General features: G+C 40.8%; 16 protein-coding genes. 10 read left to right on the top strand and 6 right to left on the bottom strand.

The window, feature by feature from the left end; genetic code table 11:
- Nucleotides 1–147 precede the first annotated feature (147 nt).
- The 4 genes from yegQ to EJ103_RS19260 all read left to right on the top strand — a co-directional run bounded on the left by yegQ (nucleotide 148) and on the right by EJ103_RS19260 (nucleotide 6,657).
- Nucleotides 148–1,539 (top strand): tRNA 5-hydroxyuridine modification protein YegQ, encoded by a 1,392-nt coding sequence (gene yegQ / locus EJ103_RS19275; RefSeq protein ID WP_126009475.1) that lies wholly within the window; start codon nucleotides 148–150, stop codon nucleotides 1,537–1,539.
- Between the two features lie 8 nt (nucleotides 1,540–1,547).
- Nucleotides 1,548–1,802 carry a YfhL family 4Fe-4S dicluster ferredoxin gene (locus tag EJ103_RS19270; RefSeq protein WP_055255597.1) on the top strand — a complete coding sequence of 85 codons (255 nt, stop codon included), beginning with the start codon at nucleotides 1,548–1,550 and terminating at the stop codon, nucleotides 1,800–1,802.
- Nucleotides 1,803–1,934: 132 nt separating this feature from the next.
- Entirely contained in the window at nucleotides 1,935–3,260 is a 1,326-nt protein-coding gene (locus tag EJ103_RS19265; RefSeq protein ID WP_004586999.1) for a PAS domain-containing methyl-accepting chemotaxis protein, read from the top strand.
- Nucleotides 3,261–3,729: 469 nt separating this feature from the next.
- Complete coding sequence (locus tag EJ103_RS19260) at nucleotides 3,730–6,657, top strand: TonB-dependent receptor (protein ID WP_126009473.1); 2,928 nt, start codon at nucleotides 3,730–3,732, stop codon at nucleotides 6,655–6,657.
- Between the two features lie 45 nt (nucleotides 6,658–6,702).
- Here EJ103_RS19260 and EJ103_RS19255 read toward each other — a convergent pair whose 3' ends face one another.
- Nucleotides 6,703–8,997: a hypothetical protein gene (locus EJ103_RS19255; protein ID WP_126009471.1), complete on the bottom strand. Its 2,295-nt coding sequence runs from the start codon at nucleotides 8,995–8,997 to the stop codon at nucleotides 6,703–6,705.
- Nucleotides 8,998–9,494: 497 nt separating this feature from the next.
- Between EJ103_RS19255 and EJ103_RS19250 the strand changes: the two genes are divergently transcribed.
- Nucleotides 9,495–10,130, top strand: coding sequence for an isoprenylcysteine carboxylmethyltransferase family protein (locus EJ103_RS19250; protein ID WP_121638275.1), 636 nt, complete (start codon nucleotides 9,495–9,497; stop codon nucleotides 10,128–10,130).
- A 1-nt stretch (nucleotide 10,131) separates the two neighbouring features.
- On the opposite strand, the gene EJ103_RS19245 is transcribed toward EJ103_RS19250, so the two are convergent.
- Genes EJ103_RS19245 through EJ103_RS19235 form a run of 3 tightly spaced genes read right to left on the bottom strand, consistent with a single transcriptional unit; the run spans nucleotide 10,132 to nucleotide 14,771 of the window.
- The gene (locus EJ103_RS19245; protein WP_126009469.1) at nucleotides 10,132–12,165 is read right to left on the bottom strand and encodes an EAL domain-containing protein; all 2,034 of its coding nucleotides are present in this window, start codon (nucleotides 12,163–12,165) and stop codon (nucleotides 10,132–10,134) included.
- A gap of 3 nt (nucleotides 12,166–12,168) precedes the next feature.
- Nucleotides 12,169–12,702, bottom strand: coding sequence for a YfiR family protein (locus EJ103_RS19240; protein WP_126009467.1), 534 nt, complete (start codon nucleotides 12,700–12,702; stop codon nucleotides 12,169–12,171).
- Between the two features lie 8 nt (nucleotides 12,703–12,710).
- A complete protein-coding gene (locus EJ103_RS19235) occupies nucleotides 12,711–14,771 on the bottom strand; it encodes a TonB-dependent receptor (RefSeq protein ID WP_126009465.1) in 2,061 nt (686 codons plus the stop codon).
- A 427-nt stretch (nucleotides 14,772–15,198) separates the two neighbouring features.
- Here EJ103_RS19235 and EJ103_RS19230 point away from each other — a divergent pair, with 427 nt between their 5' ends.
- From EJ103_RS19230 to EJ103_RS19220, 3 genes are all read left to right on the top strand, one after another.
- Nucleotides 15,199–16,215 carry a kelch repeat-containing protein gene (locus tag EJ103_RS19230; RefSeq protein WP_126009463.1) on the top strand — a complete coding sequence of 339 codons (1,017 nt, stop codon included), beginning with the start codon at nucleotides 15,199–15,201 and terminating at the stop codon, nucleotides 16,213–16,215.
- Complete coding sequence (locus EJ103_RS19225) at nucleotides 16,212–16,928, top strand: Sir2 family NAD-dependent protein deacetylase (protein ID WP_024032918.1); 717 nt, start codon at nucleotides 16,212–16,214, stop codon at nucleotides 16,926–16,928. The genes EJ103_RS19230 and EJ103_RS19225 overlap by 4 nt, the downstream gene beginning before the upstream one ends.
- A gap of 121 nt (nucleotides 16,929–17,049) precedes the next feature.
- Nucleotides 17,050–17,847, top strand: coding sequence for a response regulator (locus tag EJ103_RS19220; protein WP_121638280.1), 798 nt, complete (start codon nucleotides 17,050–17,052; stop codon nucleotides 17,845–17,847).
- 59 nt (nucleotides 17,848–17,906) lie between these two features.
- Here EJ103_RS19220 and EJ103_RS19215 read toward each other — a convergent pair whose 3' ends face one another.
- Nucleotides 17,907–18,509, bottom strand: a complete 603-nt coding sequence (locus EJ103_RS19215) for a LysE family transporter (RefSeq protein WP_126009461.1) — start codon at nucleotides 18,507–18,509, stop codon at nucleotides 17,907–17,909.
- Between the two features lie 72 nt (nucleotides 18,510–18,581).
- On the opposite strand from EJ103_RS19215, the gene EJ103_RS19210 reads away from it, so the two are divergent.
- Nucleotides 18,582–19,514 (top strand): LysR family transcriptional regulator ArgP, encoded by a 933-nt coding sequence (locus EJ103_RS19210; RefSeq protein ID WP_241232321.1) that lies wholly within the window; start codon nucleotides 18,582–18,584, stop codon nucleotides 19,512–19,514.
- 15 nt (nucleotides 19,515–19,529) lie between these two features.
- On the opposite strand, the gene EJ103_RS19205 is transcribed toward EJ103_RS19210, so the two are convergent.
- Nucleotides 19,530–20,843, bottom strand: a complete 1,314-nt coding sequence (locus EJ103_RS19205) for a M20/M25/M40 family metallo-hydrolase (RefSeq protein WP_126009459.1) — start codon at nucleotides 20,841–20,843, stop codon at nucleotides 19,530–19,532.
- Nucleotides 20,844–21,192: 349 nt separating this feature from the next.
- On the opposite strand from EJ103_RS19205, the gene EJ103_RS19200 reads away from it, so the two are divergent.
- Nucleotides 21,193–21,723 carry a GNAT family N-acetyltransferase gene (locus EJ103_RS19200; protein WP_126009457.1) on the top strand — a complete coding sequence of 177 codons (531 nt, stop codon included), beginning with the start codon at nucleotides 21,193–21,195 and terminating at the stop codon, nucleotides 21,721–21,723.
- Nucleotides 21,724–21,862: the final 139 nt, after the last annotated feature.

The raw sequence follows: 21,862 nt of genomic DNA, 5'->3' as shown, positions 1-21,862 counted from the left end.
AAAAAACCTAATTTTATTAAAAACCAGTTTGGTTGCAGTTTTATGATCTTGATCAAAAGCACATTGTTTGGCGCATTTATAATGCCGCGCTTGTAAATTAATTAATCATGTAACTGACTTGTACTCGGTTAGCTGTACGGAGCGCATATGCCAGCTGTTTCTTCTGTAACTTCTTTTATTCCCGAACTGTTATGCCCTGCGGGGAGTTTAAAAAACATGCGCTACGCCTTTGCATATGGAGCCGATGCCGTTTACGCCGGCCAGCCTCGCTACAGTTTGCGGGTACGTAATAATGAGTTTGATTTAGAGACATTACAAATAGGGATTAATGAAGCCCATGCGCAAAATAAAAAGTTTTATGTGGTCTCAAATATTGCTCCGCATAACGCAAAGGTTAAATCGTATTTACGTGATATAGAACCAGTGATTGCTATGGGGCCCGATGCGCTGATTATGTCAGATCCTGGGCTCATTATGCTGGTACGAGAAAAGTGGCCAGCCATGCCTATTCACCTATCGGTGCAAGCAAATGCTGTTAATTATGCAAGTGTTCAGTTTTGGGCAAAACAAGGTATTGAGCGAGTTATTTTATCGCGCGAGCTCTCGCTTGAAGAAATTAAGGAAATACGCACGCTTTGCCCAAATACTGAGCTTGAGGTGTTTGTGCATGGGGCGTTATGTATGGCGTATTCAGGGCGCTGTTTGCTCTCGGGTTATATTAACAAGCGCGACCCAAACCAAGGCACCTGCACGAATGCCTGCCGCTGGAATTACGATGTAAAACCGGGCGTTGAAAACGAAACGGGCGACATGGTGCATAAAATTGACCCTAACCAAGTTATACCAACTCTGGGTGAAGGTGCGCCAACAAATAATATTTACATGCTTGAAGAGCAAGGGCGCCCAGGGGAGTACATGCCAGCCTTTGAGGACGAACACGGCACTTATATTATGAACTCAAAAGATTTGCGCGCCGTGCAATATGTTGAACATCTCACAAAAATGGGCGTTCATAGTTTAAAAATAGAAGGGCGGACTAAATCGTTTTATTACGTAGCGCGCACCACGCAAGTATACCGTAAAGCCATAGATGATGCGGCATCGGGTAAACCATTCGATACTCACTTATTTAAAACACTTGAGAACTTAGCGCATAGAGGCTACACCGAAGGCTTTTTAAAGCGCCATGCCCATCAAGATTATCAAAACTACGAATACGGTCACTCGGTATCTACTAAGCAGCAATTTGTTGGGGAAGTAATAGGGCGCCATGCTGATGGTTTAGTTGAAATAGAGGTAAAAAATAAATTCTGCGTTGGGCATTCTTTAGAGCTTATGACACCACAAGGGAACATTACTTTTGAGCTTGAATATATGCAAAACAAAAAGGGCGAAAGTATTACCGATGCCAAAGGCTCTGGGCATATTGTAAAAATCTCATTAGATGAGAGCATTAATTTAGAGCACGCAATATTAATGCGCAATTTAGATGAGCACCAAGATACCCGCAACCCCTATAAAAAAGTAGCAAGTGAGTAAGCGCTAGCATGGCACTATTTATAAATAATAAATGCATTAACTGCGATGTATGTGTAGATGAGTGCCCCAACAGCGCGATTTTTATGGGGTCAAAAACTTATCAAATAGACCCAGATAAGTGCACTGAATGTGTGGGGCATTACGATAAACCAACGTGTGTCATAGTGTGCCCCATTAATTGCATTAAAAGCGATCCTTTAAATAGGGAGTCACTTGAGCAGCTCGCACAAAAGTATGTAAACCTAGTTGAAAGTGAAGGCTGAGCACATAAAAAGGAACATATGCTTACAATTTTAGCAAAAAATTAGCTTAAACTACTTATTAATTATCGCGTTATCATTAATACCTCCTATACTGGAAGTAACTTGATTTAGTGTTTTTTGGTAGGGAAGTTAATGTTTTTTTCAAAAGGTAAGCAAAACGAAATAGCCGCTTTAAAAGCCCAGTTGTACCCTTTAGAGCAAGTGTGGGAAGGGCTTTACAAAGAAATGCTGGTACTTAATGTACTTTATGATGGGCGAATTTCGCATGCTAACGATAACTTTTTAAACGCATTAGGTTATAACGAAGATAATTTAACAAATAATCAGCTAGGCGATTTTATTGCTGATCAGTCGCGGCTATCACCTGAATACGCAGAACTTGAAAAAGCATTCCAAAAAGAAGGCCACTGGAGTGGGGCTATTGAATTTGTTCGCCAAGATGGCAATGCAGAGTGGCTAAGATTAATTGTGCACCCTGTGGTGGGCGAGCAAAATCAGTTATTGTATTTTTCGGTGTTTGGCACCGTACTTACTAAAACCATTACAACCTCTCGAGAACAAAGCGACACAATAAAAGCGATTTATCGCTCTATGGCTGTGATTGAATTTGATTTACAGGGGCATGTGTTGACGGCAAACGATCAGTTTTTGTCAGCCATGGGGTACAATGAATCAGAAATAATTGGCCAGCATCACCGGGTGTTTTGTGAAACCGAAGAAGCTAATTCGGCTGAATACCAACAGTTTTGGAGCAAGCTTAGGCAAGGCCAATTTATTGCCGACAGGTTTAAACGCATAGATAAATATGGCAATGTAATTTGGTTAGAAGCCACCTACAACCCTATATCGAATGATGCGGATCAGCTTTATAAAGTAATGAAATTTGCCACCGTAATTACTGAGCAAGTAAACCGTGAAATTGCTATTTCGCAAGCAGCCGAAATAGCCTATGGCACCTCTACAGAAACAGATAAAACCGCAGAGCGTGGCAGCTGCGTATTACAAGAAACCGTATCTGTTATGAACGAGCTGGCTGTAAACATGGAGCAAGCAGCTAACGAAATTTCGGCGCTGGATCAACAATCTCAACAAATAGCCAGCATAGTACAAAGCATAAGTAGTATTGCCGAGCAAACCAACTTACTTGCACTCAATGCTGCAATAGAGGCTGCGCGTGCAGGAGAGCAAGGGCGCGGGTTTGCTGTGGTTGCTGATGAAGTAAGGCATTTAGCGTCAAGAACATCAAAAGCAACAGAAGAAATTGTGGAAGTGGTGCAGCGTAATCAGTCACAAACCCAAAGTACGGTAGCGGTTATTGAGCAAGGCAAAGAAAAAGCAGAGCAAGGTTTAGCGCTTTCTAAAGAGTCGGGTGAGGTTATGGCAGAAATTCAAGATGGAGCCCAAAAAGTGGTAAATGCGGTGGGCCAATTTACCAGCCAATTAAACTCTAATAACTGATTGAGTAAATACGTTTAAACACAAGCATAAAATAAAACCGCGAAAGCGGTTTTTTGCTTTAACAAGAATGCGTACCGGCACATATTAAGTAATTTGAACTGTGGGTAATAAACCTACCTCTGGCTAGAGAAAATAAATTTAACTATCACTGTAATTTAATTTGTTAGTAAGTCTCTTAATCGGAGTTCAGGTGAAGTAAAGCGGCGGGTAATATTTTTATTAAAAGGGGTTATTTCCACTTTAGCTAGCATTAAATAGCTTAAAAACGGGCGCATAAACCCTAGTAAAGTTAAATAGTAAGGTGTGAGTCATTTTTTAACCACAGTTGAGACTAAATTAAGCCAGGCGTTAACAATACATTAAGTTTCGCCATGTAAACTTTGCAGCAATTTGCCATTACGTACTGCAATACGCTAATGGATCACTGATTTGCTTAGCCTAAGCAATGTAAATGGAATAGCTGTAAAAAATGATTAATTGCCTACGTCATTATCCTTTATCTAAAGTATACAAATCTTTATTTTGCGCATCACTTATTACCTCAAGCCCATTTAGCTTAGCTGATGATGCTTCCTCACAAAACGCTAAAACTCTGCTTAAAAAAAATATGGAAGTAATTGAAGTACGGGGTATACGTTCAAGCATGGCTGAGAACTTAGATGTTAAGCGTATGTCTGGCTCTGTGGTGGATGCAATTACTGCCGAAGATATTGGCAAATTTCCTGATAAAAATGTAGCGGATTCGTTGCAGCGTGTCCCCGGCGTTGTTATTGAACGCGATGGCGGAGAAGGGGCATCGGTGAGTATTCGTGGTTTATCATCTGAGCTCACATTTACTCAGCTTAATGGCAATTTTATAGCCTCATCACCTGGGGAGCCTTCTCGCTCGTTCGACTACACTTTACTACCCTCTGCCATGATAGAAAGCGTAGAAGTGTATAAATCGCCAGAAGCACGTTTAGATGAAGGCGGCGTAGGCGGCACAGTATTAATGCATAGCCGCAAGCCTTTAAGCATGGAGGCAAACTCAGGTGTATTTAACGTTGAATCTACTTACGCCGATGTGACAAAAGAGTACGAGCCGCAATTTAGTGGCTTATATTCGTGGAAAAATGACGACGACACCTTTGGCGTATTAGTGGGTTATACCTATCAAGAGCGTACTAATCGCACTTTAACAGGCAGCACCGATGCAAATGTATGGCGTTACACTGGTGACGGTCAACCTACTGTTATTAATGGTAATGCCGTTGATAACAATAACGGGTGGGATACGATAAGTGATGCCAGCGGTAATCGTTATGATGGCGTGTGGTTTCCGCAAGTTGTACGTGGCTCTGTGCTTAATGAAAAACGTGAGCGTGAAGGTATTCAATTTAGTACACAATGGCGCCCAACTAATCGCTTAGAGCTAGGGTTTAACTACTTTGGTTTTACACTCGGGCAAGACCGAACCGAATCAGTCATTGATATCCCCGAGTGGTCACTCAATCCTGATTTTTTAACCGCAGTAAACTTGGATGAAACAGGCACTATTGCAACGGGTATGCAATACAATGCCAGTGCTAGCGGTGTTGAAAACGATATGCAATTTCCGTGGATGCGTGGCAGTTATGTACGAGAAGAGTCTACCTCCGATACTATCGATTTTAATTTAACCTATGAAGGCGATAGCTTTAAAGCCCGCTTTGTTATTGGTAACACTCAATCTGAGGGCGGCCCTGAAGAAAGCTGGGAAGCCGCTTATAAAAGCTCAAACGCCGGTGAAAACGAAACCGTTATTCAAAACGCATCGCAAAGCGCTGCGTGGTCTTTAAATGAAAATAATGTATCGCTGAGTATTGATCCCAACACATTAGCTAACTTGCAAAGTGGCTTAGGCGGTGGGCGTGATGCTGGTTCGTCAAATTCAAGCTTTGTGCGCAGCGAACTCGAAGAGGATTATTATCAAGCCGACATTGACTTTTATGTTGATTGGGGATTTTTAAAAACGATTAGAACCGGGGCTAAATATCGCCATGCCAACTTACACCGCGAGACCGGGAATACGTTTTTTTTAGATCCTAACTTTGATATTGCTGCAGGTGAGGCGAGTGAGCAAGGTATAACGCAATTTGATAGCTACCAATGGAATGGCGGTATGCCACTTGCCGAGGATGTGTTTATTAATCAAACCAATATAGTTGGCGGGTTTAATATAAACCAAATGCCCAGCATAGATTGGGATAAATACCGAGATTTAGTAACCGATAACTACACGCCTTATACCCGCATAGAAGATAACTTTGTATACGATATTGAAGAAAAAATATCAGCGTTTTATATTCAAGGCGATTTTGAATTTAGTGAAGTAAGAGGTAATTTAGGTGTGCGCGTAGTACAAACTAAAACCTTAACCTCTTCTACCGATTTATATACTTATCAACTTGATCACACCAATGATGAAACAGGCGAGCCGGTAACTGGCGATGCGCGTTTTGTAGAAGACTATCAGTTGGTTACACAAAAAAATACCGACACACAAATTCTACCAAGCTTTAACATAGCGTGGGATGCCACCGACGATTTAGTGATTAGAGGCGCTATTGCTAAAGTGATGGCGCGACCAGATTACAGCGATTTAGGCTCGCAGCAGCGTATTACGTTTGTATCAAATGAATGGGCAGAAGACAGATCGGCATTCAACGAGCTTGCAGGCTTTAGTGGCAGTGGCGGTAATAAAAATTTAAAACCTTTTGAATCAGTGCAGGCCGATTTATCTATTGAATATTATTACGCCGAGGGCTCTGCATTGGGGTTAGCGCTGTTTCATAAAAAGGTTGATAACTTTGTTGTGCCGCTGGTAATAGATATGCAGCAAGATTTTGCAGGCAAAGAAAATATAGTAGAAAGCGATGTAATTACCGTTGCACCATACAGCACAGTGGGCAATGGCACCGATGCGGTATCAAAAGGGGCTGAAGTATTTATTCAACATGCATTTGCAGGTGGTTTTGGCTTTTATGCTAATTACACCTATAACAAAACCAATAAAGCCGATGTGAGTGTAAATGGTGAAGAATTTGGCCAATCACCTTTAATAGGAAGCGCTAAATACCAGTACAACACCTCTGCTTATTACGAAGGCGAGTACTTTACTCTTCGCGCGTCGTATAATAAACGCGGCGAAACAGTACTTGGCTTAAATAGTGGTTTAAATGTATACCAAGACCCTTATGAGCAAGTTGATGTAAATGCCGCCATTAATATATCTGATGGCTTAAGTTTAACAGCCTCTGTTATTAACTTAACTAAATCGGAAACTGTTACGCGTTTAGGTAATGATAGCGATGCGCGTTTATTAAGTTCAAGTTACTCAGGTAGGCGCTACTACGCGGGTATAAATTATAGTTTTTAAAGGAGCAACCTAAGCCCGTTATGCTAGGCTTAGGTTGCCATTTTGCTATTCATTAATAGAACTATTGTCGGCAAAAAAAGATCTGATTGGGCGCAGTATATTATCTAGCGTTTTAGAAAAATTACTCTGCTCAATGGTAACGCTCGAAGACCATGCCTCAGGCATGTTAAGGGCTCCAACAGCTTTCACCATGCAGCGAATTTCGTCTCCAACAAATTCATTGGTCAATTCGAAGGTGTTTTTTACCGTGTACGTTAGTGGGTAACCACTTGCAAACCAGTAATAGCGAACATCTTTAACGCCTTGAATGTTTGCTTGGCATTCAACAGTGTTTCCTGCAAGGGCATCCCCGACGATCTTTGGTCTCGCTAGAAATGGCTCTGGGAGCTTTTCGATTTCTGAGGTTTTTTGTAAAACCTCAATAAAATCAATGTTAAAGTTTTCTTGCTCTGTTGTTGGGTTACCATTATGTGATTTTAGAGCATAGTCTAATTGTATATCTAGCCTTTGTAAGTAAGTTGCAGGGGTGGGGACACGCCCAACTTCTACCCACTTTTCATTACCTGAGTCATCACTAATAGTAACATTGATATACGTCATGTCAGTATCAACAATAAACTCCCAAGTGTGGTATTTGCCATCCCAAAACTCCATTCCACCTTCAATATTACTTTTTTGCTCTGTTAATTCCCCCCAATAAGCTTTGTAACTTTTATAACTTGAGGATTGTTTGGCAAAAATATTTTTTACAGCAGTATAATGATAATGTGAAGACAAGCCATTTAACCACTGACCATTAAGGCCGTCGAGCTCAAACCAGTCGACTTCAATACGGTTAGCAGTTCGCCAAAATAAAAAGTCAGGGTTGTACGACCAAAAAGCTGGGAATAACCCACCTGGTAAGTCACTTTGGGCTACTTTGGGAAGCATATACCGTATCCTAAATACTTTCGGCCCGCTCCAAGTGTAACCATGACCCAGATCATTTACACTGTAAAAAGCACTCCCTCTCCAACGATCATTTTTTTTAATGAGCGCTAACGTTTGGATTTTGTCATCACTATCGTGAGGATAAGCGTTGTAGGTACCATTAGGAGCAATGAGCTGAGAGCTCGCACCGACTGCAGGGTTAAAACCTGGGGCAGCCCATAGGTCGGCCTCGCCACTGGCACTATGTTTTACTCTATCATGGCGAAAGTCATCATAGAATACTCTCTCAAACCCTTCAGGCACGACTCTTTCTTTACCACTATTTACCCGAACCTGTGAAGGGCTAATTGATTTACCCCATTCAGTCCATTCCTGTTCATCGTGGATATATCTATAAGGAAAATCTTCTTTATCCATAACCGGGCGAGTATCTTTGTACGGGTGGTCGTTTGGTAAATCAATTGGACTTAATTGGCTATTAGTCGAATCAGCGAGTGCAGCTGAGCGATGTGCAGCCCACCCTGTCATTTTACGAACCATTGCTTCTGAAGGCTCAGTTAAGCCAAAAACTAAAGTGTCGTAAGCCCAAGCCATATTTCCGGTGCTCTTATCTCCAAGGTAGGAACTCGGCTCATATAGCCATTGTCCAGAAAATCGATCTGGTTGCTCAGTGTCAGTAGATAACGATACACCATTTACAGAAGCAAATAGCTGTCCATATCGTATCCCTGTTACAACCACGTTCCATGTTTTACCGTCTGCGATAACTTCATTTTTGGTTGTAATAATACGCTTATCGAGCCCAAAGCTATTTAATCCAACGTATTGAATATTCAACCCATTTGATTTGTCATACCAAATTTTGGGCGATGATTTATTCGATCCATTACCTTGATTTATATCTACAAGAGTTGTTTTTTCATCGTTGCCTGTCTCGGCATCAATTCTAAATACAAAAATACACCATCTATAATTCCACCTAGCATCACGTTGGCCAGGAACTGCAAAGTAGCTTCCCGTATTTTCTAAAAATTCAATCCCTTTTTTTGCGTCCGTTTTAACAGGCTGCAAAGCGTCTGTAGTTTGAGTTGCATTGGCAATAATTGTGCCCCGGGAAGAATGTTTGGGTAATTTACCTACTTGAGCATCCTCCTGAAAATACGCAGTCATAAGCCACTCTGGGAAAAGGTTTAGCGCCCAGGGTACTTTTTTCTCACTTGAAATTGCGCGCTCAGGAATGCGCATAGATAAGGGTAAACGCCCTTGAGTTTGTTCTAAAATAGTAACTTTTGAGTCATTATCAACATCATAGTTACCTTCAAGTTCGGGGTATTCATTAGCTAAAAAATTTAATAGCTGGTAGCGCTCTTGGTCACTGTATAAGCCATCATTATTAGGGTCAAGGTTCATTTGGGTGCTTAGCGAGTTAAAGCTGAATATTAAACAGCAACTTAATACTAGAGCTAACTTCTTTTTTGGTTTCATAAGTAAATTTCCATATAAATTTAATTATCTAAATACTTAATGAGCTCACAAAAAGTTGTAAGCTTATTATAGAAAAATTTAATATTTACAGAATCAGGGTACGCTCTTTTGAAAATTTTGAGGCGCTTAGCTATGGAGGAGAGAGCAACTGATTAATTACTCTCTTGCTATAAACTCTAGCGCAGGTATTTTGATAAATCTATTTATTTAATTGGCTTTAAAAAAAGCTTCATATAAAAATAAAGAGAAATTAAACATTTTTTGCGAATCCATAGTATTAAATAGCAATTTATTGAGTTTGACGAATTACATGAGCTACTTCATTTTATTTAAACTTTATTCACTGCTCGTATAGGGGTTGTTTCTTAATTACATGAATACTAATATGGTTTAATATTTGATGGATAAAAAGTTATTGGTTAATGAGTTACCAACCGTTGATAGATGATTCTGCTTCGCTAATCGAATTTACGCGTGTGTATTTAGCGCTTTTTTATACGTTTGTGGCGGGGTTTTACACCGTTAGAATTATTTATAAAAACCGTTCAACGCCTGCGGGTGTTATTTTTCCTGGCGCTAAGTTTTGTACTAGCTGGTGGAATCATATGGCGTTTAAGTTTTTTAGAGCTGCTATATGGTTTGTGTGTGTGCTGCGTGTGTTTGTTCCTGCCACCGATAACTACTTAGGTATGTTTTATACCTTAAATGGGTGGCCGGGGGTTATGTTTGGCAATATTATGCTCACGGCGGGCTTTGTGCTCAGTATGGTTGTTCATTTTCATATGGCGTCACTTTGGCGCTCGGGTATAGACCCAAATGGGCCTCAAACGCTTAAAACTACAGGGTTATATAGTTTTTCGCGCAACCCTATGTATGTTGGTGTGGCAACTGCTCAGTTGGGGTTCTTTTTAGCATTACCAAGCTTATTTAGCTTAATTTGCCTTGCTGTGGGCTTATATGCGCTTTATAAACAAATAGCCGTTGAAGAAGCGCATTTAGTAACGCGTTTTAATAATGACTACCTAAAATATAAGCAAACCGTACCGCGCTGGTTGTAGGTTATTCAACGGTTGCTTTTATTTGCAGATGGCTATTTATAAAATCTTGCTTTGAAAGCGGTTTAGAATATAAGTAGCCTTGGATGTAATCACAGCCCAACGCGATTAATTGTGCTTGTTGGGTTGGTGTTTCAACCCCTTCGGCGACCACTTCTACCCCTAAGTTATGCGCCATAGTAATTATGGCTTTAATTAGCGCTATACTGCTGCTATTAGCTTCAATATTTTGTATAAACGATTGATCTATTTTAAGTATATCAATGTCTAACTGCTGCAAGTACGCAAGCGATGAGTACCCAACACCAAAATCATCAATGGCAATGTCTATATCAAGCGCATTAAGGCGTTTTAAATGGTGCTGAATAGCATTATCTGGGTCCATTAAGCTATTTTCGGTTATCTCAATTAATATAGTATGAGGTGGCAAATTATAAAGTTTGCACGCCTCTACCCATTGGGTAACCCAAACACCGTCGCGATCAATTTCTAAAGGTGAGGTATTTACACTAATTTGCACCGGTGTATAGCTTAGTTTATTAAACTGCACCGCATCGCGAACAGCTTGCGATTTAACCCATTCGCCTAGCTCTTTTATCAAGCCATTTTGCTCTGCTATATCGATAAACTCAACAGGGCCAATAATGCCTCGCTCTGGGTGGTTCCAACGGATCAGCGCTTCTGCTTTTTTTAGCGTACGTGAATGGGGGTCCCATATTGGCTGATAGTAAAGTTCAAATTGGTTGTTATTTAAGCCAATGCGTATTTCTTCTATAAGGCGGCGCTTTTCAATCGCCAGTTCTTCCATTTCGTATGAGAAAAACTCAAACCTGTTTCGCCCCTTACTTTTTGACAAATACATCGCTTGGTCGGCTCGTTTAACTAAGGTTTCGACCGATATGCCGTCATGCGGAAAAAACGCCACGCCTATACTCGCGGTTACCTGCACATGTTCGTTTTTTATGGTTATCGTTCGGGTCAGGCTTTTCATTACATCGTGTGCAATGTGCGAAACCGCTGTTGTATCGCTTATTCCTTTTAGTATTAGGGTAAACTCATCACCGCCTAAGCGCGCCACTATGTCTTGCTGTTTTAAGCAGCGGCGAAGTCGCTTAGCCACTTCGTGAAGTAATAAATCACCAAAGTCGTGGCCTAAGCTATCGTTTACTTCTTTAAAGCCGTCTAAATCAATAAATACCAAAGAAAATGGTTGTTCAGGTGTGCTTACAAGCTGTTGCAGGTGCTCATAAAAATAACGGCGGTTAGGTAGGTCGGTTAAGCCATCTTGATAGGCATATTGATGCAGCTGAACATTGGCATTTTCGAGCTCTTTTGTTCTGCGTTTTACTTGGTTTTCTAGCAGGTTATCGCGCTGTTCTATAGTTTGCAGCATGGTATTAAAGCAGCTAGTTAGTTTACCCACTTCATCTTTTGAAAGCTCTTTTGCACGTAAGCTATAGTCGTTAGATGAGGTAATTTGCTCTGCTGTTTGTGCTAAATATAAAATGGGGTTTAAAAAACGTTTTCTGAGCATTAGCGATACAAGCAAACTTAAAATAAAGCTAAAAATCATTAATACAATAATAAACCGGCCATAAAAAGCGGCTCTGTCGTTTAGGTCACTGTCGTCGGCGCGCACAATCAGCGTACCGTAGCGTTGAGCGTCAATTGTTAATGCTGTTTTTACTTCTATTGTATGCGGGGCTGAGCTTTCTTGGCTGTATTTAGGCGAGGTCACGCTTGCAATTTGTTGGCTCAAATTGTTTATCACTTCTACCGATACAATATCGGAGCGCATTAATAACGGCTCAATCAGCTCTTTTATTGCGGCGGTGTCGTAAAATATTAAAGCAGTACTAATATTGGGGGCTAATATTTGCGAGAGTGATTTTAGGCTTTGTGTTTGTTCTTGTTTTGCGGTTTTTAGCTCATAGGCGCTAAAAACGGCAGTAACGGTAGCTGTAGAAATAAGCGCAACGCTCATTAAAATAAACAGCAGCTTTTTACTCATTGAGTTGAGTGAGAAGTAGTTTTTCATTATTTACCCCTCAACTACACGTGCTAGGCGCAGCACTTTTGAGCTCATAGTAATGCCTGCTTTTTTAAGCTTGCTTGGGGCAACTTCAAAGCGCACCTTACTACTTGAAAGGAAAAATCGAATATGTCCTTGTGCGGCTATAAAGCCATCGGTTTCGCCAACTATCATTGTATTTTTTAAATTAAGCGCGGGGTGGGCATCTAACCACATGTTATAGGTATTATCAGTAATAAATACTATATCACAGCCCTCAAGTGCAGTTGTCTCGAGGGGAGTTAGTTTATTTCGTAAGTGGCGTTCATGTACTTTTCTGTTTTCTAGGGCGGCATTTGCTATTGCTATAAATTGGCTGTCGGGGCTACAAATTAAAAAGTCGGAGCCGTTTTCGGGTGCAGATTGCCATTGCCCTAAGCGGGCAAAGTTATATAAAAAGCCTGCTTTAAGCACATATTCTTTTTGCACCGCAAACGCGCTTGAGCTTGTACAAAGCGCAAGGCAAAAAAATAGGTAAAGCAATCGATTTAAAGGCTTAAGCATTGGCTCTCTTAAAATGTTGCACTAACAGAAAACGTTACACATTCGTCTATGTAATTAGGAACCGTAAATGTTTCGCGAGTATTGGCGTATTCTATGTGTGAGCCTGCAAATAAATTTTTGCCTGATACTGCTGTGGCCCAGTTATTGTTTATTTTCCAGTTCCATGTAAGGTCTACAGCGGTGTAGTTATCTGTATTGTAAGTATTTGAGTTTTCGGCTCTTAGCGTGGCAAAAATAGAATGCTGCTCACTTAATTGGTAATTCAGTTTAGTAAATAATTGTCTGTTTACTGAGTCGTAGCCAATAGTAGGGCGCGTTGCATTAGGTAAGTCGTAATCTATTTTTGTATAGCTGTAGCCAACTTCGCTGCTTAAGTTGTCCATTAGTTGCATCGAGAACAATAAATCACCGCCGGTTGTGGTGGTTTCACCTACCGAAACAAAGTCGTAATCTAAGCTTGTTGTTTGAAGCGCCGCAAATGCTTGTGACACTTCCCCGGCTAAGTAAAAGTTTAATGCAGGTATAAATTGTTCTACATGAGGGTTTAAGCTAATTACGGCCACATCATCCGCTTGCGTATTAAATGCAGAAACATCTAAAGACCACTGCGCCTTTGATATACGGTAGCCTAGCTCGTACGAGATATAATTTTCGGCTTTTACGTTATCGTTACCATTTAAAAATGTAGCTATATGGTATTGATCTATTTCAGCAATACCCGACTGCATGCCAATAACGTCTGAGATTTTTTGGCCATTTACTCTAAAGTTATCGTTAAATTCAATTAGTGTAGGAATACGTACGCTTCGTGAAATTGAACCCCATGCTAGGTGCTTACTATTTGGCTGATAGGTAAAGCGGGCAAGGGGTTGATTTTCCCAACCGGTTAAATCGTTATGCTCTATTTTTGTGCCTACAATGAGGTTTAACGTATCTGGAATAACACTGTATTGCGCTTGCAGCATGGCACCGTATTGATGAAGGTCTTCTAGGTCTTTATCGCTATTAATAAAAATGCTGTCTTGAAAAGAAATATCATTAAATCGATAATTAAGCCCCCAATCTACCTGGAGTGCACCGGTAATAAAGTTCATTTGATAATCAACGTCAATCGATTCAAAGTCTTCATTTATATAGGGTTGTTCACCATGTTGTTTAAGCCACGACATTTGCAGCATTTGGTTTGCATTATCTGAAAGGCGATGCTCAACACGGGTCATTAATCGCGTATCGCGCCTATCTGCAATAGTTGGAAACTGCTGACTGCGGTTAGACGCATCCAATACCCCAGTAAGGTTTTGGCCGTGCTCTGTGTGGGTATGATCCCCTTGTAGGAGGATTGACCACTCATCGCTTGGCGTAAAATCAGCTCTAAAGCCGCCAGCGTGCTGTTTAGTAAAGTCATTAGGTTTAATGCGGCTGCCTTTTTTAGAAGGTGCGGTATTTTTAGTATTATAGTAGCTCCTGTAACTACCAATATCAGAAATATCACCACCATGGCGAAGGCTTATGTCGGCATTTATTTGATTACCTGTAATTGCTTTAGCGTAAGTGTTGCGTGTATCTAAGCTATTTTTAGTAATGATATTGATCACGCCGTTATTTGCGTTATTACCCCATAACAACCCGCCCTGACCACGAATAACCTCAATGCGTTCAATATCGTATAAAGGCACATGCAACGACTCCCAATACACAGCCGCAAATTTGGGAGTATATAGGCTTTGCCCATCTATCATTACTAATAATTTGCTGGAATACCGTGAAGCAACACCGCGTGCAGAAATAGCCCATTGATTGTTATCAAGTTGTCTTACGGTAAGGCCTGGCACCATTTTTAATGCCTCAGGAATAGAGGTAGCGCCCGAGCTGGTAATTTGCTCTTTGCTTAGCACATAAATAGAAGAGGCGGTGTTAAAGGCCGATTGTGCTCGTTTCATTGCAGAAGTTGCTTGAACATCCATTCCCATTAACGCGTCAAGGTCTAAGTCATCGTCGTTTAATGGTTCTGCAGCAAGTATTGGTGAGGCAATAATAAGTGAGCACAATAACTTTTTAGGTATTTTCACCTAGGTTTCTCCACAGGGATCAAAAATCAAAAACAGGATATATTTTTGTAAAACATTTGTTACCACAAAATATTAGCATACTTTATATTGCTAAAAGTACACTTTATTAGGCTAACTAGCATAAATTACTAAGTAGTAAGGATGTTTTAAAACTTAACGCTAAATTATTAAAGTTTTGTAGTTTTTAAATAAAATTAACAAATAAAGCCTCAAAATCAAGTAATAATGCAGTGTACATTAGGCGCTGCTTGTAAATTCGCTTATCTAATTTAGCCCACTGGCTACACCATTAATTATTAGATGGTTTGTAAAACGCAGCACACCTAAACACACGCATTAATAAGGTAAATTACTTATAGTTAGCTGGTTCATGCAGGTAAAATAATTTACCCTAAGTGTATTAGTCACTTTTATATTATTTGTTTTTATGAGCCTTCTTTTTTCTATTGCGTTAGCAAGCCTTCCTGCTTTACCCGAACCCGTTGCAAACAATGCCGTAGCAAAGGTTACTGTTGAAAACCAACGCTATTTTTTGAGTTTTATGGGGCTTGGTAAAAACAAACAACATAGCGATGTACACAATAAGGTATTTTCGCTAAAACTGGGCGACAGCGCATGGCAGCAACAAGCGAGTGTGCCTTCAAGTTTGCCATTAAAGGGGCGCTTAGCCAGTACTGCTGTTGGCTTAGGTGAATACGCTTATATATTTGGTGGCTACACGGTAGATAGCGATCATACTGAAATATCAAGCCCCGATGTGTACCGTTTCGATATAAAAAACAATACGTATAAACACCTTGCAAGTATGCCAGTACCGGTTGATGACAGCGTAGCGCTAAGCTACAAAGAGCGTTACATATACCTTATTAGCGGCTGGCATAACGATGGCAACGTAAATTTAGTACAGGTGTACGATACTAAAAACAATACATGGCAGCAGGCGTCGCCTTTTTTAGGTGAGCCAGTATTTGGCCAAGCGGCTGCTATTAGTGGTAATACTATTGTTATTTGCGATGGCGTTAAAACCCAAGCAAATCCAGATTCTCGCCGCTCGTTTGCAGGTGTTGCGCAGTGTTTAAAAGGCACAATAAATGCCAACAATCCACTAAAAATAGATTGGCGTACTTTGCCCCACCCTACAGGGGAGTCGCATTACCGTATGGCTGCTACTAGCTACAATAACAATATTTACATGATTGGCGGCTCTAATAACCCCTATAACTACGATGGGATTGGCTACAATAAACAGCCCGCTCCGGCGAGCAACCATGTGTGGGGTTTTAATATAAAGCAAAACACGTGGCAGATATTACCTAATGTAGCTGTTGGCAGTATGGATCACCGTGGCCTACTTGAGCACAAAGGGGCTTTATATCGTATTGGCGGTATGAACAACCAACAACAAGTAATAAACGATGTACTAGGGTACGAGGTAGCACAGTGAATACACTTTATATTACCGGTGCAGGGGTAAGTGCTGCTAGTGGCATACCTACATTTAGAGGCGAAGATGGCTTTTGGACTATAGGCAGTAAAAACTATACGCCTATGGAAATGGCCACGCGTGCTATGTATCAAAACAATCCGCGCGAGTTTTTAGCCTGGTATTACAACCGTTTTGCTGCCTATCGTAACCATGGCCCTAATGAAGTACACCATTGGCTGAGCGATAAAAATTTAATAACCCAAAATATAGATGGTCTTGATGGCAAAGCCGGTAACAAAAATTACATTGCTATACACGGTAGGCTCGATCAAATGACGTTATTTCATGAGCAAGGCGAAGCCGTTAAACCGCTTATGACTCCGTGGGATAGTGTAGATGAAAGCCGCCTGCATGAGTCTCTTTTTGAGCTATTTAATATTCAAAACCAAACACCGGAGCTTAATCATTCGTTTAAGCCTTTTGTGTTGTTGTTCGATGAATTTTACACCGAGCTTTACAGAATAACCGAAGCACAACAGCGTATGCTCAACGCCGATAAAATTGTATTTATGGGCACCTCGTTTAGTGTAAATATCACCCAAATGGCATTAGAAATAGCCCGTAATTACGACATACCTGTAGAAGTGGTAGACCCTAACCCTGTTCACATAATGCACAGCAATGTAACGTACAAAAAAATGAATGCATTAGAATACATCCAATCTAATTAGAAAGTGCTATATTTTGAAGAGATTGCTAATGTTTTCTTAAATATTACAATCTCTTTATATAATATTAACGAGTCAACAATGTTATTATTATCCTTATTATAACAATACTAAAGAGACTTGAATGAGCGACCTAACTGCAATAGCAAACTTGTCCATTTTACTTGTAGAGCCTTCAGAGGTTCAGCAAAAAATAATAATAAAATCGCTTGCAGAAAGTGGTGTTAAACAAGTAGAAACCGCGGCTACTCAAGCGCAGGTTTTATCGTTACTTGAAAGTTACCACCCAGACCTAGTAATAAGCTCGATGTACTTATCAGACGGCACCGCCGACTCATTATTGCAAAAAATAAGACTTAACCCCGCCACGGAACATCAACCTTTTATGCTTATATCGAGCGAGCGTAATAAAAAGTACCTTGAGCAACTACGCCAATCCGGTGTGTTGGCTATTTTACCTAAACCTTTTAGCGCAAAAGCCATTACTCGCGCACTTAAAGCAACTCTCGATATAATAAGCGAAGAAGAAGTAGAGCTTGATCATTTTGATGTAACGCTACTTCGCGTACTTGTAGTAGACGACAGCCGCTTTGCTCGTAAACACATAATACGCGTACTTGCTGGCATGGGGATCCCCGAACCCGTAGAAGCCGAAAACGGAAAAGAAGCCATAGCGCACCTTAGTGAGCAGTCGTTCGATTTAATCGTTACCGATTACAACATGCCAGAAATGGATGGTCGCGAACTAACCGAAACTGTACGTGGCTCAAATGCTTACTCGCATATTCCTATTTTAATGGTGAGCTCAGAGGCAAACGACACTCACCTAGCTAATATTGCGCAAGCAGGAGTTGATGCTATTTGTGATAAACCGTTTGAACCGGCCACAGTGCGAGAATTACTTTATAAAATAATGTCTTAGTCTTTTAAAAAACGGCTAACAACAGCGGTAATTAAATACATAACTACCGCTGTTTTGGCTTATTGGCTTGGCACGTTATATAACTGAAACGCCACAAAACATAAAATAACCGCAATACAGCTATCAAATACGCGCCATCTAAATGGGGAGCTTAAAACCTTTTTTAATTTTGGCGCAAACAACACTAAGCTACTAAACCAAATAACAGAGGCCACACAAGCACCAATAGCAAAGTGCATAGGCGCGGGTTGTAATGCGCCAATGCTGCCAAGTAGTAATACGGTGTCTAAATAAACATGTGGATTTAGTAAGCTTATAGCAAAGGCCGCAAGGGCCGTTTTCCACCAGCTCACTTTTATTACCTGAGTTACTTTTAACCCCGATGTGCCTTTAATTGCACTGCGCGCAGAGCCAAATGCTAAGTAAAGTAACATAGCTATACCGCCCCACGTTAACCACGGTAATAACCCCGGCAGCCATAGCTTTAACTCATTAGCGGCAAATACACCTATAATAATTAATGTGGCGTCGCAAAGTATACAAACCGCAGCTAAAACAAAACGGTTAGCGCCCGCCATACATTGGCTTAAAATCCAAATATTTTGCGCCCCTATGGCAATAATTAAACTTAGCCCTAACATCACACCCGACAAAAACGACATACTTCAAATCCACTCAAATAAAACCCGTTATCCAATGCCTTGCAGGGTAGGGGGGATTCTGTTACAAATCCAATGAATATATTTGTTGTTATATGCGTAAAACTCATGATTGATTACCAGTTACTCAATGCGCTTAGTGCCGTGATAAGTGAAGGCGGATTTGAAAAGGCCTCAAAAAAATTATTTATTACCCAATCGGCGGTGAGCAGGCGTATTCATCAGCTTGAGGCCAAACTAGGCGAGCCCGTATTAATAAGAACCCAGCCGCCAACGCCCACGGCACTTGGTAAACGTTTACTTAATCATTTACAGCAAGTATTGCAGCTAGAAGTGGCCCTTAATGTAGAGGCACTTAACAAGCACACAGATTTAAACACCCCGCTTAGCGTAAAGCTTGCTGCTAATGCGGATTCGCTTGCCACCTGGCTGCCCGAAGCACTCGCCGTATTAGATACAGAGCTTGCGTGCAAATTACGCTTTGAAGTTATTAGTGAAGATCAATCCATTGCCCATAAAAGAATGAAAGACGGCGAGGTTATGGTGTGTATTAGCTCATCCCCCGAGCCCGTTAATGGTGGCCTAGTTAGCCCACTTGGCGCCATACGCTACAAAGCCATTGCAAGCCCCGATTTTATAAAACAACATAAGCTTACTGAGCTTTCGCAATTAGCGCATTTACCGTGCTTGGTATTTAGTGAGTATGACAAGCTACAACACCAGTTTTTAGAAGATATTAATGGCTCAGCCCCACTGTTTACCCATATTTACCCTTCGTCAGAGGGATTTAAACAAGCCATGATAGCAGGCCTAGGTTATGGGCTATTACCTACCTTACAGCTAGGAGACTCGCTGATAAAAGGCGAGTTAGTCGATTTATTCCCAGAATATTATATTGATACACCTTTGTATTGGCACTATTGGCAAACCGAAAGCCCGCAGCTTAAAACGTTGCGTAAGTTTGCATTGCAAGTAGCAGGCAAACGGTTAGAGCCTATTAACCCATAAAGGCTAAGCCTGTGTTTATAACTGCCCTAATCTGTAAATAAGCAGTGCTGTTTTAGCGGTGTTTTTATTAAGTGAGGTTAAATCGGCGGTTTCGTTTTTAGTGTGTGCGCCACTGCCCATTAGGCCTAGGCCATCAAGCGCCATATCAACATGGTTTGCAGCAAACGAAATATCGGCCGCACCGGCATTACGTGGGTTTGCAGCCTCCACTTTGTTATAGCCTAAGTCTTGGCTTGCTTGGCTATACAGTGCAAGCAGCTTTTTATTACCCTTGGTGAGCCCCATTGGTGGGTAGCCGTCTTCAAAAATAAGCTCAGCGTGGCTGCCATTTAAGCTTTTAGCCACTATTTGCTGCATCACTTTTTTAGCGCCTTCTACCTGCTTTGGCGAAAGTGCCCGTAAATCACCCGCTACATGGACGGTTTGCGCAATTACGTTACTTTTACCAAACGCCGTGGCTGACGAGTTAGCACTGTCGTAATTGGCATTTGTGCCGCCTACAATAAGCCCCGGGTTAAAGGTTAAGTTAGGTTGTGTGGCAAGTTGTTCTCTAAAGTCATTTAAAATACGCGACGCCTCGTAAATAGCGCCATAGCCCACATTGTCACTAAATATTTGCGATGAATGTGCAGCATTGGCCGTTACATTTAACGTCCAGCCGGTATAACCACGGCGCGCCGCCATAGCGGTTTTAATATTGTTATCGCCGTTCTCAAAACCTAGCGCTACGTCAGCCCAAATTGCGCCATCAACAATGGCTTGTTTAGATAAACTAAGTGGGCGGCCGCTGCTTTCTTCATCGCCGGTAAGCAGTACTTTTACGCTTACGTTTTCAAGTAAATTAAGGGCTTGTAAGCTTTTAAGTGCGGTAATTATAATAGTGTTACCACCTTTCATGTCGGCTACACCTGGGCCTCTGGCGGTGTGTTCATCAATTTGTTTATAGGTAGTAAAGTTATCGTGTTTGGCAAACACGGTATCAAGATGGCCGATCATCAGTATTTTTATTGCATCGGGGTTTTTACTTTTGTGCGCAGCGAGTACATGCCCTGCACGGTTAAACGCGCTGCCATCTAGCCACTCAACCTCAAAACCAATGGCTTTTAATTGCTCGCTTGCAAGCGCGCCTACCTTTTTTACGCCTTCAATATTTAGTGAGCCGCTATTAATGTTTACCGCTTGTTCTATTTCTTTAAGCGCTTGCGGCATGTTTTGCTCAACTTGTTTTACTATTTTACGCTCGTTTTTATTAAGCGCCGCGTGGCTTGTAAGCGGTAGGGTACTCGCAAGGGTAAAAATAAGTGCTTGGCTAAATTTAAAAAGTGACATAACAGCCTAATAAGTGAGAAATAAGATTATTTAATATGAAGTAAAAATACAGAGTATTCAATAGGCGTGGTTTATGATTTGTATAAATAATAACGAGTTATAAGTTTAAAAGTTATGGAGTGTGTGCATTATAAAACTAAAGAAAATTAAATAGACACCCACCCTAAGTTTTGCATTAAGTGAGCCGCCAGATTAAATAAAGTGGTTGCCATCTTAATTATTTTAGCCGTTAACTTCGATTTTTAGGGTGATAAGCGCGTAAATTTAGTTTCAAAATTTAATTCGATGGCAAAATTTGAACAGATTAAATAAAGTGGGTGTCATCTTAATTAAAAGGAGTTGAGTAAATTTGCTAGAAACTAAAAGACTTTTGCTTCGTCCATTAACTAGTGACGATATTAAACCTTTATCACTAATTTTATCTGATCCTGAGGTTATGCTTTATTCTTTAAATGGTGTTATGGATGAAATAGCAACATCAAATTTTGTCCAATGGTGTCAAAAAAGCTATGAAGAATATGACTTCGGGCCTTGGGCAATAATTGATAAAAATAATAACAAGTTGCTTGGTTTTTCAGGCCTAAATAAAGAAACATATAATGATAAGCTAGTCGTAAATTTAGGATATAGACTTGGCAGAGAACATTGGAATAAAGGCTATGCTACTGAAGCTGTTTGTGCAGTTATAGAGTATGCTTTCACTAATTTAAATATTTCAGAAATAATTGCGATAGTGGAGCCTGAAAATACGGGATCAATTAGTGTCATCGAGAAGCTTGGGTTTGGTGTGTTCGAGCTTGGCCAATATCACAAAAAGGCAGTTAAACAGTACACCCTAACCATTAAACAGTGGCGATGCTTTAGTAACTCATTGGATTAGACGCTTTACTACTGCAGGCTCATCGTGTCAGGTAGGCAGCCGTCATATCCCAATGGAGAGTACATTGTAGTGAGTGATCCATAATAAAACCCATTAAACTATTAACCACTTATAGTGTTCACTTTGATAGGCTAAGCTT

The sequence above is a fragment of the Pseudoalteromonas sp. Xi13 genome, from assembly GCF_003952205.1.
GTDB classification, from domain to species: Bacteria; Pseudomonadota; Gammaproteobacteria; order Enterobacterales; family Alteromonadaceae; genus Pseudoalteromonas; species Pseudoalteromonas atlantica.
The sequence above is the reverse complement of the archived record's forward strand: the minus strand, read 5'-3'. Positions and strand labels throughout refer to the sequence as shown.